This window comes from Actinomadura chibensis NBRC 106107, from assembly GCF_001552135.1.
Classification (GTDB): Bacteria; Actinomycetota; Actinomycetes; order Streptosporangiales; family Streptosporangiaceae; genus Spirillospora; species Spirillospora chibensis.
The window spans coordinates 34,079-49,862 of sequence record NZ_BCQP01000009.1; the positions used below are offsets into that span (position 1 = coordinate 34,079).

At 75.6% G+C, this 15,784-nt stretch carries 15 protein-coding genes; 6 read left to right on the forward strand and 9 right to left on the reverse strand.

Features of this window, described 5'->3' with window-relative positions; all coding sequences use genetic code 11:
* Positions 1 to 8: 8 nt before the first annotated feature.
* Entirely contained in the window at positions 9 to 1,376 is a 1,368-nt protein-coding gene (locus ACH01S_RS04480; RefSeq protein ID WP_246237104.1) for a glycosyltransferase family 4 protein, read from the forward strand.
* Here the strand turns inward: ACH01S_RS04480 and ACH01S_RS04485 are convergent.
* From ACH01S_RS04485 to ACH01S_RS04495, 3 genes are read right to left on the reverse strand one after another with little or no spacing between them, the layout of a single operon-like run.
* Complete coding sequence (locus tag ACH01S_RS04485; RefSeq protein ID WP_067885647.1) at positions 1,303 to 1,812, reverse strand: mycothiol transferase; 510 nt, start codon at positions 1,810 to 1,812, stop codon at positions 1,303 to 1,305. The two genes, ACH01S_RS04480 and ACH01S_RS04485, sit on opposite strands and share 74 nt — an antisense overlap.
* A gap of 10 nt (positions 1,813 to 1,822) precedes the next feature.
* Positions 1,823 to 3,124, reverse strand: a complete 1,302-nt coding sequence (locus ACH01S_RS04490; RefSeq protein ID WP_067885649.1) for a sensor histidine kinase — start codon at positions 3,122 to 3,124, stop codon at positions 1,823 to 1,825.
* A complete protein-coding gene (locus ACH01S_RS04495) occupies positions 3,121 to 3,777 on the reverse strand; it encodes a response regulator transcription factor (protein WP_067885651.1) in 657 nt (218 codons plus the stop codon). The genes ACH01S_RS04490 and ACH01S_RS04495 overlap by 4 nt, the downstream gene beginning before the upstream one ends.
* Before the next feature lie 197 nt (positions 3,778 to 3,974).
* On the opposite strand from ACH01S_RS04495, the gene ACH01S_RS04500 reads away from it, so the two are divergent.
* Genes ACH01S_RS04500 through ACH01S_RS04515 form a run of 4 tightly spaced genes read left to right on the forward strand, consistent with a single transcriptional unit; the run spans position 3,975 to position 7,427 of the window.
* On the forward strand, positions 3,975 to 4,508 hold the full coding sequence (locus ACH01S_RS04500) for a hypothetical protein (protein ID WP_067885653.1): 534 nt from the start codon (positions 3,975 to 3,977) through the stop codon (positions 4,506 to 4,508).
* The gene (locus ACH01S_RS04505) at positions 4,508 to 5,551 is read left to right on the forward strand and encodes a peptidoglycan-binding protein (protein WP_067885655.1); all 1,044 of its coding nucleotides are present in this window, start codon (positions 4,508 to 4,510) and stop codon (positions 5,549 to 5,551) included. The genes ACH01S_RS04500 and ACH01S_RS04505 overlap by 1 nt, the downstream gene beginning before the upstream one ends.
* A complete protein-coding gene (locus ACH01S_RS04510; protein ID WP_246237106.1) occupies positions 5,548 to 6,237 on the forward strand; it encodes an ABC transporter ATP-binding protein in 690 nt (229 codons plus the stop codon). The genes ACH01S_RS04505 and ACH01S_RS04510 overlap by 4 nt, the downstream gene beginning before the upstream one ends.
* Positions 6,234 to 7,427 (forward strand): ABC transporter permease, encoded by a 1,194-nt coding sequence (locus ACH01S_RS04515; protein ID WP_067885657.1) that lies wholly within the window; start codon positions 6,234 to 6,236, stop codon positions 7,425 to 7,427. The genes ACH01S_RS04510 and ACH01S_RS04515 overlap by 4 nt, the downstream gene beginning before the upstream one ends.
* Positions 7,428 to 7,452: 25 nt before the next feature.
* Here the strand turns inward: ACH01S_RS04515 and ACH01S_RS04520 are convergent, their stop codons facing one another.
* Together ACH01S_RS04520 and ACH01S_RS04525 are read right to left on the reverse strand one after the other, a co-directional pair.
* Entirely contained in the window at positions 7,453 to 8,367 is a 915-nt protein-coding gene (locus tag ACH01S_RS04520; RefSeq protein WP_067885659.1) for a hypothetical protein, read from the reverse strand.
* Positions 8,364 to 9,197: an RNA polymerase sigma factor gene (locus tag ACH01S_RS04525; RefSeq protein ID WP_067885660.1), complete on the reverse strand. Its 834-nt coding sequence runs from the start codon at positions 9,195 to 9,197 to the stop codon at positions 8,364 to 8,366. The genes ACH01S_RS04520 and ACH01S_RS04525 overlap by 4 nt, the downstream gene beginning before the upstream one ends.
* A 258-nt stretch (positions 9,198 to 9,455) precedes the next feature.
* Between ACH01S_RS04525 and dinB the strand changes: the two genes are divergently transcribed.
* A complete protein-coding gene (dinB, locus tag ACH01S_RS04530; protein ID WP_218010137.1) occupies positions 9,456 to 10,625 on the forward strand; it encodes a DNA polymerase IV in 1,170 nt (389 codons plus the stop codon).
* A gap of 6 nt (positions 10,626 to 10,631) precedes the next feature.
* Here the strand turns inward: dinB and hpaD are convergent, their stop codons facing one another.
* From hpaD to ACH01S_RS04550, 4 genes are read right to left on the reverse strand one after another with little or no spacing between them, the layout of a single operon-like run.
* On the reverse strand, positions 10,632 to 11,648 hold the full coding sequence (gene hpaD, locus ACH01S_RS04535) for a 3,4-dihydroxyphenylacetate 2,3-dioxygenase (protein WP_067885662.1): 1,017 nt from the start codon (positions 11,646 to 11,648) through the stop codon (positions 10,632 to 10,634).
* Positions 11,645 to 13,153 carry a 5-carboxymethyl-2-hydroxymuconate semialdehyde dehydrogenase gene (gene hpaE, locus ACH01S_RS04540; protein WP_067885663.1) on the reverse strand — a complete coding sequence of 503 codons (1,509 nt, stop codon included), beginning with the start codon at positions 13,151 to 13,153 and terminating at the stop codon, positions 11,645 to 11,647. Before hpaE ends, hpaD begins: the two co-directional genes overlap by 4 nt.
* Positions 13,154 to 13,194: 41 nt before the next feature.
* Positions 13,195 to 14,115, reverse strand: a complete 921-nt coding sequence (gene dapA / locus ACH01S_RS04545) for a 4-hydroxy-tetrahydrodipicolinate synthase (protein WP_067885665.1) — start codon at positions 14,113 to 14,115, stop codon at positions 13,195 to 13,197.
* Positions 14,116 to 14,158: 43 nt separating this feature from the next.
* A complete protein-coding gene (locus tag ACH01S_RS04550) occupies positions 14,159 to 15,592 on the reverse strand; it encodes a fumarylacetoacetate hydrolase family protein (protein WP_067885667.1) in 1,434 nt (477 codons plus the stop codon).
* Positions 15,593 to 15,784 lie beyond the last annotated feature (192 nt).

The window sequence follows — 15,784 nt, forward strand, 5'->3', positions numbered from 1 at the left end:
GGGAGCCGGTGAACGAGCCGATGCCGCGCGCGCTGGGGCGCCGCGCCCGGCGCGGGGCGCATCGCGCGCTGCGCCGCGCGGCGCTCTGGTCCCTGCGCCCGCTCGCGTGGCGGGGCGTCCCGGCCGCGCCGCCCGGTGAGCGGCCGCGCGTCCGCGTCCTGCTGCAGAACGCGCACGGGACGGGCGGGACGATCCGCACCGTGCTGAACCTGTGCGGCCACCTGGCCCGCGACCACGACGTCGAGGTCGTCAGCGTGCTGCGGCGCAAGCGGGAGCCGTTCTTCCCCCTGCCGCTCGGGGTCGCGGTGACCTACGCCGACGACGCGCTCGCCCCGCGGGGGCGGGCCGCGCGGCTGCTGTCGCGGCTGCCGAGCCTGCTGGTCCCGGCCGGGGAGGCGTCGTTCCGGCAGATGAGCCTCTGGTCGGACGTGTGCCTGCTGCGGGCCGTGCGCCGTCCGCCCTGCGACGTGCTGATCGGGACGCGGCCGTCGCTGGTGCTGCTCGCCGCCGAGCTGGCCCCGCGCGGCGCCGCGACGGTCGGGCAGGACCACATGAGCCTGGACTCCTACACGCCCGCCCTGCGCCGGCAGATCGTCCGCGCCTACCGGCGGCTGGACGCGGTGGCCGTCCTCACCGAGGCGGCCCGCGCCGGGTACGCGGCGGCGCTCGCCGGGTCCGGGACGCGGGTCGTGCGGATCCCGAACGCCGCGCCGCCGCTGCCCGGCCGCCCGTCCCGCCGCGAGCACCACGTCGTGCTGGCGGCCGGGCGGCTCATCGCCACGAAGGGCTTCGACACGCTGATCCGCGCGTTCGCGCCGGTCGCCGCCGACCATCCCGGCTGGACGCTGCGCCTGTTCGGCAACGGCCCGCGCCGCGCCGCGCTCCGCGCGCTCGTCGCCGAGCTCGGGCTCGACGGCCGGGTCGAGCTGCGCCCGGCGACCCGCGACCTGCACGCCGAGATGGCGCGCGCCTCGGTCTACGCGCTGTCGTCGCGCCGCGAGGGCATGCCGATGGTGATCATCGAGGCGATGGGGATGGGGCTCGCGGTCGTGTCGTTCGACTGCCCGCACGGGCCCGCCGAGCTGATCGCGCACGGCCGGGACGGGCTGCTCGTCCCGCCCGGGGACGGGGCCGCGCTCTCGGCCGCGCTCCGCGCCCTGGTCGAGGACGCGGGCCTGCGCGACCGCCTCGGCGAGGCGGCCGCCCGGTCGGCGCGGGCCCACGACCTGGAGCGCATCGGGCCGCGCTGGTCGCGCCTCATCGCCGAACTGGCCAGACCGGAGGCCGCCTCCGGCCGCGCCGTCAGACGCGCAGGACGAGGCCGCGGACGAACGCCGCCTGGCCCGCGTGCTGCAGGTCGTCGGATATCACGCTGACCAGCCGCACGCCCAGCGTGACCGGCGGGTTCCACGCGCGGTCGACGACGCGGGGCAGGTCGTCGTCGGTCAGGGCGCCGACGTAGGCGACGGTCCGCGCGTGGACGGCGTCGTGGTAGCCGGTCAGCAGCTCCGCCGACTCGACCTGGACGGCCTCGACCTGGTCGGGGGAGTGCCCGTACCCGGTCTCGGACGGGTCGAGCGGCAGCCCGAACCGGTCGGCCCAGCCCTCGTCCGTCCACGCCTGGGAGGTCCCGGCCACGTCGGCGATGTGGTCGTCCTGGACGCGGGTGAGGTGCCAGACGAGCCAGGCGATCGAGTTGGCGGACGGGTCGGCGCGGTAGGCGAGCTGCGCCGGGGTGAGCCCCTCGACCGCCTCGTGGACGGCCTCGCGGATCCGGTCGAAGGCGTCGGTGAGCAGGTGCGCGCTGGTCATTGCCCCGACGCTACCCGCCCCCGGCGGGGATTTCAGGGGCCGTCCCCGGCGATTCCGCCCGCGCGTCCGCCGTCCGCACGGGCAGCCGGACGGTGACGTCGAGGCCGCCGCCGGGGCGCGGCACGGCGGTCACCGTCCCGCCGTGCGCGGTCGCCGTCGCCCGGACGATCGACAGCCCGAGCCCCGCGCCCCGGTCCGAGCGGACCCGGTCGTTGCCGAGCCGCCGGAACGGCTCGAAGATCGTCTCGACGTCGTAGCCGGGCACGACCGGGCCGGTGTTGGCGACCGCGACCTCGGCCCGCCCGTCCCGGACGCGGGTGGCGACCGACAGCTCGCCGCCGTCCCGGTTGTGCCGGATCGCGTTCTCCACGAGGTTCTGCACCAGCCGCTCGACGAGCACCGGATCGCCGGACGTCGGCGCCGCGCCGAGGTCGCGCCGCACGGTCAGCCCGCGCTCCCCCGCCTCCCGGGACGCCTGGTCGAGGACGTGCCCCGCGACGTCGGCGAGGTCGAGCGGACCGGCGTCCACGACCACGTTCTCGGTGCCCGCGAGGGTGAGCAGCCCGTCGATGAGCCGCTCGTGCCGCCCGTTGACGACCAGCAGCGACTCGCCGAGCCGCTTGACGTCCTCGGTGGCGTCCGGGCGGCGGACGGCGACGTCGACGAGCGTCCGGTTGATGGCGAGCGGGGTGCGCAGCTCGTGCGAGGCGTTCGCGACGAACCGGCGCTGCCCGTCGAACGCCCGCGCGAGGCGCCCGAGCATGGTGTCGAACGTGTCGGCCAGCTCCTTGACGTCGTCGCGCGGGCCCTGGTAGGCGATCCGCTCGGTGAGGTCGTGGCTGCGCGCCACCCGCCGCGCCGTCTCGGTGATCGTGTGGACGGGGCGCAGCGCCCGGTCCGCGAGCAGCCAGCCGAGCCCGAGCCCCGCCGCGCCGACCAGCCCGAGCGCGATGGAGCCCTGCGTCAGCAGCGCGGACAGCGTCTTCTTCTGGTAGTCCTCGCGCCCCTTCACGAGGACGCCCTCCACCTGCTTGACCACGACCGGCGGGGGCTTGGCGGACGGGTCGCCCGGGAACGGCCCGTCGAACCCGGTCCCGGCCTCGCCCTGCGGCGCCTGGGCCGCCTGGAACACCTTGTTGACGCCGGCCGTGCCGCTCTGCCGCTGGAGGGTCGCCTGCACCAGCACGTACGTCAGCCCGAGCAGGACGACCCCCGCGAACAGGAACAGGCCCGCGTAGAGGAGGGTGAGCCGCATCCGGATCGTCGGCCGGAGCCGTCCGGTCAGCCGCGCGGCCGCGGCGCGCGCCGTCATGGGATCCGGTACCCCGCTCCCGGGACGGTCTCGATCACCGGCGGGTCGCCGAGCTTGCGGCGCAGCTTCATCAGCGTCACCCGGACGGTGTTGGTGAACGGGTCGGCGTGCTCGTCCCACACCTTCTCCAGCAGCCGCTCCGCCGACACGATCGCGCCGTCCGCGCGCATCAGCTCGGCGAGCAGCCCGAACTCCTTGCGGGCGAGCCGCACGTACCGGCCGTCCCGGTACACCTCCCGGCGGGACGGGTCGAGCCGGATCCCGCCGCGCTCCAGCGTCGGCGGCGCGGCCGGGCGGGCGCGGCGGCCGAGCGCCTGGACCCGCGCGACCAGCTCCTCGAACGCGAACGGCTTGGTCAGGTAGTCGTCCGCGCCGATCCGCAGCCCGTCGACCCGGGCCGGGACGGTCACCGCCGCCGTCAGCATCAGCACCCGGACCAGCGCGTCCGACTCGGCCACCGCGCGGCACACGTCGTCGCCGTGCACGACGGGCAGGTCCCGGTCGAGGACGAGCACGTCGTAGTCGTTGACGCCGAGCCGCTCCAGCGCCGCGTCCCCGTCGTAGACCACGTCCACGGCGAGGGCCTCGGCCCGCAGCCCCTCGGCGATGGAGTCGGCGAGCATCCGCTCGTCCTCGGCGATCAGCACCCGCACGTCTGCCGTCCCTGCTCTCTCACTGCCCGCTCCCCGGCCGCGCGTTCGGCGCGGCCTGACGACCAAGCTTCGGGCAGCGGGCGTAACGCGGGCGTAACGCGATCCGGTTACGCCCGGGTTACCGGCGCGCCGCTGGACTTGCGGTCCCGCCGGGCGCCCGCCCGGCGGACCTCGTGCGGACGACAGGGAGACCGACGATGCGACGACAGACGCTCGCGGCGCTCGCCCTCGTCCCGGCGCTGGCCCTCGGGGCCGCCGGGTGCGGGAGCGGCGACGGCGGCGGGTCCGGCGGGACCGCGAAGCCGGCGGCCGACGACGACAAGAAGATGCGGGAGTTCGCCGCGTGCATGCGCGAGAACGGCGTGGACATGCCCGACCCGAAGGACGGCAAGGTCCAGATCCGCGTGACAGGCAAGCCGGACCAGGCGGGGCAGAACGGCAAGGTCGAGGCCGCGCAGCGCAAGTGCCGGCACCTGATGCCGAACGGCGGCAAGCCGCAGAAGCCGAAGCCGGAGGAGCTCGCCAAGATGCGCGCGTACTCCAAGTGCATGCGCGACAACGGCATCGCGAAGTTCCCCGACCCGCAGCCGGACGGCGGCATGATGCTGAAGGCCGGGCCCGGAACCGGGATCGATCCGAAGAGCCGGCGGTTCATGGACGCGCAGCGGGCGTGCGCGAAGCTCGCCCCCGACGGCAAGGGCCCGATGACGTCCGGCAAGGGGCGGGACTAGTGTCGCGGCGGCGCACCGCCGTCCTCGGCGCGGCGGGCGCGGCGGTGCTCGGCGGCGCGGGCCTCGCGGCCGCCGGGCTGGGCGGCGGCGACGGCCCGGCCGCCGCGCGCGGGGCGCTGCCCCCGGCGACCGCCCCGGTCGAGCGGACGACCCTCGTCGAGACCCAGGAGGTCGACGGCACGCTCGGCTACGGCGACACCCGCACCGTCGCGGGCGCCGGGCGGGGGACGGTCACGTGGCTGCCGGCCGCCGGGTCCGTCGTCGCGCGGGGAGGCCCGGTGTACCGGGCCGACGACCGGCCCGTCCCGCTGCTGTACGGCTCGCTGCCCCTCTACCGCGTGCTCGCGCCGGGGACGGAGGGCGACGACGTCGAGCAGTTCGAGCGGAACCTGAGCGCCCTCGGCTACACCGGCCTCACCGTCGACGAGAGCTACGACGCCGCCACCGCGGCGGCCGTCAGGCGCTGGCAGGACGACCTCGGCGTGCCCGAGACGGGGACGGTGCGCCCCGGGTCGGCGGTCGTCGCGTCCGGCCGGATCCGGGTCGCCGAGCGCCGGGCGCACGTCGGCGACCGGGTCGGCGGCGCCGTGCTCACCTACACCGGCACCACCCGCGTCGTCACCGTGGACCTGGACGTCCAGTACCAGCGGCTCGCGAAGAAGGGCGCCCGGGTCGAGGTCGAGTTGCCGTCCGGCGACACCACCAGGGGCACGATCGCCTCGGTCGGGAAGGTCGCCAAGCAGGGGCAGGGCGACGACCCGACGACCGTGGAGGTGACGGTCGCGGTCGGCGCGCGGAAGTCGCTCGGCGCCTACGACAAGGCGCCGGTCACGGTGCGGCTCACCGCGAACCGGCACGGCGGCGTCCTCGCGGTGCCGGTCGAGGCGCTGCTCGCGCGGGGCGACGGCGGGTACGAGGTGCAGGTCGTCCAGGGCGGGCGCGTGCGGACGGTGCCCGTCGAGACCGGCGTCTACGCGGACGGCCGGGTCGAGGTCTCGGGGGCCGGCCTGGCGGAGGGCATGAAGGTCGGGGTCCCCTCGTGACCGGGGTGGTGGAGCTGCGGGAGGTCACCAAGACCTATCCGGGCGGCGTCACCGCGCTGGACGGGGTGTCGCTGACCGTCCGGCCGCGGGAGCTGGTCGCGATCGTCGGCCCCTCCGGGTCGGGGAAGTCGACGATGCTGCACCTGCTCGGCACCCTGGACCGGCCGAGCGCGGGCGCCGTGCTCGTGGAGGGCGTCGAGGTGTCCCGGCTGCCGGACCGGCGGCTGTCGGCGCTGCGCGCCCGCCGCATCGGGTTCGTGTTCCAGCAGTTCCACCTCGCCGCCGGGGTGGCCGCGCTGGACAACGTCGCGGACGGCCTGCTGTACGCGGGCGTCCCGCAGGCCGAGCGCCGCCGCCGCGCCCGCGCCGCGCTGGAGCGGGTCGGGCTCGGCCACCGGCTCGGGCACCGCCCGCACCAGCTGTCCGGCGGGGAGCGGCAGCGGGTCGCGATCGCCCGCGCGGTGGTGGGGGAGCCCGCGCTGCTGCTCGCGGACGAGCCGACCGGGGCGCTGGACTCGGCGTCCGGCGCGGGCGTCCTCGACCTGCTGCGCGAGCTGTCGGGCGCCGGGACGACCGTCGTCCTCATCACCCACGACCGCGACATCGCCGCCATGCTGCCCCGCCAGGTCCGCATGCGCGACGGCCGCATCGTCCACGACGACGCTCTGACGGAGGCGACCCTATGAGCATGGAGACACCGGCCCGGCTCGGGCCGGGGGACGTGCTGCGGGTCGGGGCAGCGGGGCTGCGGTCGCGGCCGCTGCGGGTGTTCCTGTCCGCGCTGGGCATCGCGATCGGCATCGCCGCGATGATCGGCGTGGTGGGGATCTCGACGTCCAGCCGGGCGCAGCTCCAGGCGACCCTGGACCGGCTCGGCACGAACCTGCTCACGGTCGGCCCGGGCAAGGACCTGTTCGGGGACGCCTCCAAGCTGCCCGAGGAGTCGGTCGGCATGGTGCGGCGGATGCCGGACGTCGAGTCCGTCTCCGCGACGGCGGCGCTGCGGGACGCCCGCGTCTACCGCAACGACCGCATCCCCGAGGGGGAGAGCGGCGGGATCGCCGTCCTCGCCGCACGGCTCGACCTGCCGCGCACCGTCGGCCTTGCCATGGCGTCCGGGAGCTGGCTGAACGCGGGCACCGCCCGGTACCCGGCGGTGGTGCTCGGGGCGGAGAGCGCGGACCGGCTCGGCGTCGGCGCGCCCGGCGTCCAGATCTGGCTCGGCTCGCAGTGGTTCAAGGTCGTCGGGATCCTGGAGCCGAACCGGCTCGCGCCCGAGCTCGACGCCGCCGCCCTCGTCGGCTGGGAGGCCGCCACCGCCCGCCTCGGGTTCGACGGGCACCCCACCACCGTCTACACGCGCGCCCACAAGGACGCCGTGCCGAAGGTGCGGGACCTGCTCGCCGCCACCGCCAACCCGCAGGCGCCGAACGAGGTCGAGGTGAGCCGCCCCTCGGACGCCCTCGCCGCCGAGAACGCCACCGACCGCGCGTTCACCGGCCTCCTGCTCGGCCTCGGCGGGGTCGCGCTGCTGGTCGGCGGCGTCGGCGTCGCGAACACGATGGTGATCTCGGTGCTGGAGCGGCGCGCGGAGATCGGGCTGCGCCGCTCGCTCGGCGCGACCCGGGGGCAGATCAGGCTCCAGTTCCTCACCGAGTCGCAGCTCCTCGCCGCGCTCGGCGGGGCGGGCGGCGTCGCGCTCGGCATCGTCGTCACCGCCGTGTTCGCGGTGACGCAGGGCTGGCCGACGGTCGTCCCGGTCTGGGCCATGGCGGGCGGCATCCTCGCGACGCTGCTCATCGGCGGCGTCGCGGGCCTCTACCCGGCCCTGCGCGCCGCCCGCCTGCCCCCGACCGAGGCGCTGGCCGCGCCCTAGCCCCGGCCGCCGGAGCCGCCCGCCCTCACGGCCGGTCGGGGGCGGGCGTCGGCGAGGGCTCCGCTCCCGTCCTCCGGTCGCTCTCGCGCCCGCCGGACGGCGTCGCCGACGGCGTCCCCGGCGGCGGGGGAGCGGCGGTGGGCGCCGCGCTCGCCGCGGGGCTCCCGGACTCCGCGGCGGGCGGCGCGGAACGGCCCACGCGCGCGTCGCCCATCAGGCACGCTGGGTCGGCGCCGCCCGTCCGGGCGCCGGCGGCGGCCACGGTGATCCCGACGGTCCTCGCCTCGTCGAGCCGGAGCCGGATGGACGCCGCCTGCCCGCGCCGCACCGTCCGGACCAGCTCCGGCGCGCCCTCGTCGGTGCGCAGCGTCCAGACGCAGCGGGCCACGCCGCTCGCGCCGACCGTGGCGTCGAGCCACCCGGACCGGGTGTCGATCCGGTACCGGAAGTGAAGGGCGGCGCCCCGCCCGACGGGGACCCGCCAGCCGTCCCGGAACCGGCGCCCGCCGATCTCGACGGGCCCGAGCGCGGGCCGGACGCCGGGATCGCCGAGCAGCTCAAGCCGTCCGAGCGGGGTGGCGGCCGGCGCCGGTCCGCCGCGCGGCCGCCCGGCGGCCATGGGGCGGCGGGGCGGGTGCGCCGAGGGCGCCGGGGCGGCGCGGGGCACGGCGGCGGCCCGCTCCGGGGACGGCGGCGCGGGCGCGCCGCCGTCCCCCCGGGCGTTGATCGCGAGGGTCAGCGTCGCGGCGGTGACGACCAGCACGACGGGCACCAGCGACCAGCGGCGCAGCGTCCCGGCCCGCGGCGCGGGGGACCGCCGGGCGCGGCGGCCGATGTCGGCGAGCGCCCGGTCGAGGTCGGCCGGCGGCGGTTCGGGGCGGTGCGCGGCGCGCATGATCCGGGTCAGGGCGTCGGCCTCGCGGCGGCGGGACGCGGTCACTGGCCGGCCTCCTCGTCGTGGACGGACCTGCGGCGCGGCCGCGGGCGGCGGTCGCGCGCCTCGGTGCGCAGCGCGTCCCGCAGTTCCGGATCGGTCTCGGCGGCGGCGTCGAGCCGGGACAGCAGCTCCCGCACCGCCTGCTCGACCGCGCGGCGCACGCGCCACCGCGAGGCCCCGGTGGCGGCGGCGATGTCGCGGCGGGTGAGCCGCCTGGTGAAGTAGAGCTCGATGACGCGCCGGTCGACCCCGGCCGTCTCCAGGAGCAGGTCCCCCCAGATCCGCGCGAGGACGGGGTGCAGGCCGCCCCGCACCGGGTCGGGCCCGTCGAGGACCGCGCGGACGCGCGCCCAGTCCGTGTGCGCGCGCATCGCCCGCTCCTCCTTCCGTAACTGCTCGACGACCTGGTTCCTGATCGCCCGGGTGAGAATCGCGCGCAGCTCGGACTCCGGCTTTCGCGAATACCGGCCCCATTCCCGCTGCAGTTTCGCGTAGACGTCGTGGACCGCGTCCTCGCCGTCGAACATCCGGCCGATCGCGAGGTCGTAGGCGATCCGCCGCGCGTACCCGTAGGTGCGCGCGACGAACTCCTCGAAATCCGGTCGGCCGTCCCCGCCTTGGTCCCCGTCCTCGTCCTCGCCCCGGCCGTCGCCGCCGAGGCCCGGACGGGGCGTGCCGCCCGCCGTGTACTGCATGGTGAAGCCGGACGAGAGGCTGATCCGCACGGTGCTGCCGGGAGGCGTCCGGAGACTCATCCTGACGACGGCCAGGTCGTGCAACGCCAGGATCAGGGCGAGCAGACCGGCCGCGTCGAACGCCGGGTTAAGGGACATCGAACTCGCTTCCGTGGTGCCGAACGGTGCGGGGGCGGACGTCTTTCGAGGGGCACCCTGACAACGCGCGGAACCGCTCAGCGGGCAGTCGGCGAACGGCCTCCGCGACCCCCGCCGATGATCGGCATAAGGGATCAAGAGGGCCATGCCGGAAAAATGCCGTCGCCGCAAAACGGAATTCGCCGAGCGTAAAGGCCGTAACGAATGTGACGAGGATCACGACATGCTCGGGCCCGCCGACCATGCGAACATATGTTCGTGTCCGCCTCCATCCTGCACGCCGACCTGGACGCCTTCTACGCGTCCGTCGAGCAGCGCGACGACCCCGCGCTGCGGGGTCGGCCCGTGATCGTGGGCGGCGGCGTGGTGCTCGCCGCGAGCTACGAGGCCAAGGCGCACGGGGTGCGGACGGCGATGAGCGGCGGGCAGGCGCGTCGGCTGTGCCCGCGCGCGGTCGTCGTCCAGCCGCGGATGAGCGCCTACGCGGCGGCGAGCAAGGCGGTGTTCGCCGTCTTCCGCGCGACGACGCCGCTGGTGGAGGGGCTCTCGATCGACGAGGCGTTCCTCGACGTGGACGGCCTGCGCCGGCCGCCCGCCGCGATCGCCGCGCGGCTGCGCCGGGACGTCGCCGAGGAGGTCGGGCTGCCGATCACGGTCGGCGTCGCGCGCACCAAGTTCCTCGCCAAGGTCGCGAGCGGCGTCGCGAAGCCCGACGGCCTCCTCGTCGTGCCGCCGGACGGCGAACTCGACTTCCTGCGTCCGCTGCCGGTCCGGCGGCTGCGGGGCGTCGGCAAGGCGACCGCCGCGAAGCTCGCCCGCTACGGCGTCACGACCGTCGGCGACGTCGCCGACATGCCGGAGGCCGCGCTCGTGTCGCTGCTCGGTCCCGGCGCCGGACGCCACCTGCACGCGCTGGCCCGCAACCGCGACCCGCGCCCGGTGCGCACCGGCGTCCGGCGCCGCTCGATGGGGGCGCAGCGGGCGCTCGGACGCCGCCGCCGGTCGCCCGAGGAGCTGGACGCCATGCTCGTCGGCCTCGCCGACCGGCTCGGCGGACGGCTGCGCCGGGCCCGCCGCGTCTGCCGGACGGTCACCCTCCGCCTCCGCTTCGACGACTTCGCCCGCGCCACCCGCTCGCACACCCTCGCCCAGGCCACCGCGGACACCCCGCGCGTCCTGCACACGGCCCGCGGCCTGCTCGCCGCCGCCGCGCCGTTGATCGAGGACCGCGGCCTCACCCTGATCGGGCTCTCGCTCGGCAACCTGCAGGACGCGCGGGCCGTCCAGCTCGCGCTCCCGTTCGACCGGGCCATGGCCGTGGACGACGCGGTCGACGGCGTCCGCGGCCGGTTCGGCCAGGCCGCGATCACCCGCGCCGTCCTGCTCGGCCGGGACCCGGGCGTGCAGGTCCCGCTGCTGCCCGACTGACCCGCGCTACTCGGAGGGGTCGATGATGCCGAGCCCGTCGGCGCCGACGCGGACGGCGGACTCGTCCAGCGCCGCGTCGGAGACCGGCTGGACGTTCCCGTCCAGGTCGAGGGCGGGGCTCGCCTCCTTGTACCAGGACTCGATCACCGCGTTGCCCCAGAAGTCGCGGCGGCGGTCGTCGTGCACGTTCCACCGGAACGTCTCGTGGTCGGGGTCGCCGGTGTAGTAGTCGGAGGTGTAGATCTCCACCCGGTGCCCGTCGGGGTCGCGTAGGTAGACGTAGAAGGCGTTGGACACGCCGTGCCGCCCCGGCCCGCGCTCGATGTGGTGCTCCTTGCGCAGCGAGCCGAGGATGTCGGCCATGTGCAGCACCTGGTGCGACTCGTGCGTCGCCATCCCGATGTGGTGCAGGCGGGGGCCCGCGCCGCCGGTGAACGCGACGTCGTGGACGGTCTGCTTCCGGTACATCCACGCCGCGTAAAGCTCGTGCTCGTCGCCCTCGATGGTCTCCGAGCAGCCGAACCCGAGCGACCTGTAGTGCTCGTAGGCGGCGGGGATGTCGGGGGTGCAGACGTTGAAGTGGTCGAGCCGCGCGATCTGGGCGCCCCGGTGCAGGTCGTAGCGCTGGATGAGGCGCTCGCCGCGGGCGATGTCGTGGAAGAACTCGACCGTGAACCCCAGCGGGTCGACCACCCGGACGGCGTCGCCGACCCCGAAGGTGCCCTCCCCGGCGGCGAGGCGCCGGACGGGGCGGCCGAGGTCCTTGAAGAACCGCTCCGCCTTGTCGACGTCGTCGGGGGTGCGCACCCGGTAGGCGAGGTGGTCCAGGGCCGCGACGGGCCCGGCGCGCAGCACGACCGAATGGTGGGTCAGCTCGTCGGTGCCGCGCAGGTGGAGGGCGCCGGCGTCCTCGTGCTGGACGTGCATCCCCAGCATGTCGACCCAGAACCAGCGGGCCGCCGCGAGGTCGGTGACGGCGAGCTGGACGTAGGCGGAGCGGACGACGTCGGGGGCTGTGCTCATGGCTGCTCCTGGGCGCCGAAGCGGGGCGTGTGCACCTCGCCCAGCATGACGTGGACGATCTTGGACTCGGAGAAGAAGTCGATGCTGTGCGCGCCGCCCTCCCGGCCGAGCCCCGAGTCCTTCACGCCGCCGAACGGAGTGCGCAGGTCGCGAACGTTGTGGGAGTTGATCCAGACCATACCCGAGGCGACCCCGTGGGCGATCCGGTGGCCGCGCCGCAGGTCGTTCGTCCAGACGTAGGCGGCGAGGCCGTAGCGGGTGGCGTTGGCCAGGTCGATCGCCTCGCCCTCGTCGTCGAACGGGGCGACCGCGACGACCGGGCCGAAGATCTCCTCCTGGAAGATCCGGGCGTCCCGGGGGACGTCGGTGAACACGGCGGGCTGCAGGTAGTTGCCCTCCGGCAGGTGCGCGGGGCGCACGCCGCCCGCGACGAGCTTCGCCTCCCGCTGCCCGATCTCCACGTACTCAAGGACGCGCGCGTAGTGCTCCGGGTGCACGAGCGCGCCGACCTCGGTCGCCGGGTCGGACGGCGGCCCGACCCTGACCTTCTCGGCGCGGGCCGCGAGCCGCCGGGTGAACTCCTCGTAGATCGGGCGCTCCACCAGCACGCGGGAGCCCGCGGTGCACCGTTCCCCGTTCAGCGAGAACACGCCGAACAGGACGGAGTCGAGGGCCGCGTCGAGGTCGGCGTCGGCGAACACCACGACGGGGGACTTGCCGCCGAGCTCCATCGACAGCGCCTTCAGGCCGTCCGCGGAGCAGCGCATGATGTGCCGGCCGGTCTCGGTGGAGCCGGTGAACGACAGCAGCGGGACGTCCGGGTGGTCGACCAGCGCCTGGCCCGCGACCTCGCCGATGCCGTGGACGATGTTGACCACCCCGGCGGGCACGCCCGCCTCGGCGAAGATCTCCGGCCACAGGCCCGCCGACAGCGGCGTCCACTCGGCGGGCTTCAGCACGAGCGTGCAGCCGGACGCGATCGCCGGGGCGAGCTTCCAGCTCTCCAGCATGAACGGGGTGTTCCACGGGGTGATCAGCCCGGCGACGCCCGCGGGCGTCCGCACCACGTAGTTGAGCTGCTGGGAGCCGACCCGGTAGGACTCCTCGCCCAGCGCGACGATCACGTCGGCGAAGTAGCGGAAGTTCTCGGCGGCGCGGCGGGCCTGGCCGCGCGCCTGCGTGATCGGCAGCCCGGAGTCGAACGACTCGAACTCGGCCAGCCGGTCCTCGCGGGCCTCGACGGCGTCCGCGACGCGGGTGAGGATCGTGGCACGCTCCCGGTTGCCGAGCGCGGCCCAGCCGGGGAACGCCGCGCGCGCGGCGGCCACGGCCCGGTCGACGTCGGCGGGCCCGCCCGCGGCGGCGGTGGCGTACGGGGTGTTGGAGACGGGGTCGGCGACGTCGAAGACCGCGCCGTCGGCGCTGTCGGCGAACTCGCCGCCGATCCAGTGCCGGATGCGGTCCGGCAACCCGTCGGGCCGGGTGGGGGAGGAGGGGAGGGACATCGTGCTCTCTTCCGGTCGTTGTGGGAGGGCGCCTGCGCGGGTCACAGCCCGGCGGTCAGGTCGCCGCCCTGGTCGAGCAGGTCGCGGATGCGCGCGACGGCCGCGTCGGACGGCGTCGCGAGCGGCGGCCGGACGTACCCGGACGGGATCCGGCCCTGCCGCTCCAGCACCCACTTGGCGGGCGCGGGGTTGGTCTCGACGAACAGCAGGTCCACCAGCGGGTGGAGGCGGTAGTGCAGGTCGCGGGCGCCGGCCTGGTCGCCGGACGTCCACAGCTCGTACATCCGGGCGACCGCGGCGGGAGCGAGGTTGGCGACGGCGCTGACGAACCCGGCGCCGCCGAGCGCGAGCAGCGGCAGGCACAGCAGCTCGATCCCCGACCAGACGAGCAGCTCGGGACCGCAGGCGTGCAGCACGCGGGAGAAGTGCTCGAAGTCCTTGGTGGTCTCCTTGATCCCGACCACGTTGTCGAAGTCGGCGAACAGCCGCCGGACCGTCTCGGGGGCGATGTCCACGGCCGTCCTGGACGGCACGTTGTAGATCACCAGCGGCAGGTCGGGGAACTCGCGCGCGACGGCCGCGTACCAGGCGTACAGGGCGTCCTGGGTGGGCCGCGCGTAGTACGGGGTGATGATCAGCGCGGCGTCGGCGCCCGCGTCCCGGGCGGCGGCGGTGATCTCCAGGGTCTCGTCCAGCTTGGCGGACCCGGTGCCGGGCAGGAACGGGACCCGGTCGGCGACCTCGTCGGCGGCCGTGCGGATCGCGGCGATGCGCTCGGCCGCGGTCTGCGCGCTCGGCTCGCCGGTCGAGCCGCCGAGCGAGATCCCGTGCGAGCCGGAGTCGAGCTGCCAGCGGATCAGCCCGCGCAGCGCGTCGTGGTCGACGGCGCCCTCGGCCGTGAACGGGGTGACGACGGGCGCGATGGACCCGCGGATCGTGGCCGGGTCGGTGCGGAACTTCAACGTCTGCTCCTCGGTGGTCGTTGTCGCGCGCGGCGGGGCGCGCTCACAGGTCGTGGTCGCGGCGCCAGGTCTCGTAGGCCGCGCGCCAGCGCGGCCCGAGCGGGTAGAGGCCCTCGATCGGCTCCCCGGCCGCGACGCGCTCGGTGATGAAGCGCTCCTGCGCCTCCTGCTCGGCCGAGTCCCGGACGAGTTCGGCGGCGAGGTCCGGGGGGATGACGACGACCCCGTCGGCGTCGCCGACGAGGATGTCCCCGGGCTGGACGAGCGCGCCGCCGCAGGAGATCGGCAGCCCCGTGTCCCACGGGACGTGGCGGCGCCCGAGCACGGCGGGGTGCGCGCCCGCGTGGAAGACCGGCAGGTCCATGCCCGCCACGGTCGCGCTGTCGCGCAGCCCGCCGTCGGTGACGACCCCGGCCGCGCCGCGCCGCTGGGCGCGCAGCGCGAGGATGTCGCCGATCGTCCCGGCGGAGGCGTCCCGGCGCGCGTCCATGACGAGTACCTGCCCCGGACGAAGCTCCTCCACGGCACGCTTCTGCGCGTTCATGCCGCCGCCGTACCGCTCGAAGAGGTCCTCGCGGAGCGGCAGGTAGCGGAGCGTGTGCGCGGTGCCGACCATCTTCACGCCGGCGCCGCCCGCCGGGTGGACGCCGTCGACGCTCATGTGCTGGAGGCCGCGCTTGCGCATCTGGGAGCTGAGCGTCGCGGTGGACAGCTCGCGCAGTGCCGCCGCGAGGTCCTCGTCCAGCGCGGGCGCGGCCCGGTAGGCCGAACCCCAGGCGTCGGCGCGGTCCGCCTCGGCGGCCTTCGGCATCGCGCCCCAGCCGGGCAGGGCGTCCGCCTCGACGACGGTGTTGGACAGCCGTCCGGTGGACGCGTCCCCGGCGGTCACCTCGACCTCGACGGTGTCGCCGGGGGAGACCACGGACGCGCCCGCCGGGGTGCCGGTGAGGATCACGTCCCCGGCTTCGAGGGTGACGAGCCGGGACAGGTCGGCGACGAGCGTGGCGAAGGGGAACAGCAATGTGTCGGTCGTGTCGTCCTGGACGGGCTCCCCGTTCACCCACGTGCGGATCCGCAGCCCGTGCGGGTCGACGGCGCGGGCGTCGAGCAGCCGGGGGCCGATCGGGGTGAACCCGTCCGCGCCCTTGGAGCGCAGGTTGGAGCCCCGGTCGGCGTACTTCATGTCGTGCACGCCCGCGTCGTTGGCGGCGGTGACCCAGCCGACGTGCTCCCACGCCTCGGCGGGCGTGACGCGGTGCGCCCGCCGCCCGATGACCAGGGCGATCTCGCCCTCGAACGTCATCAGCTCGCAGCCGGCCGGGCGGCCGAGCGGGTCCCCGGTCCCGGCGAGGGACGACGGCGGCTTGACGAAGTACGAGGGCTCGGACGGCGTCCGTCCGCGCTCCTTGGCCCGGGACGGGAAGTTGAGGTGGACGGCGATGATCTTGGAGGGTCGGTCGCCCAGGGGGTGCGGCACTGCGGGCTCTCCTGCTGACGGTCGGGACGGAACCCCCGCGCCGAGGGTCGCTGCAAATCGTATATGAAGTCATGCACGATGACGAGAGTGCATCCGATGTGACTTCGATCGTTCCAACTCAGCGGGGCCCGGAACGGCCGGACACGATGTGCCTGTGCAGTATCATCGCAAATCGTATGCGAAATCCTCTAG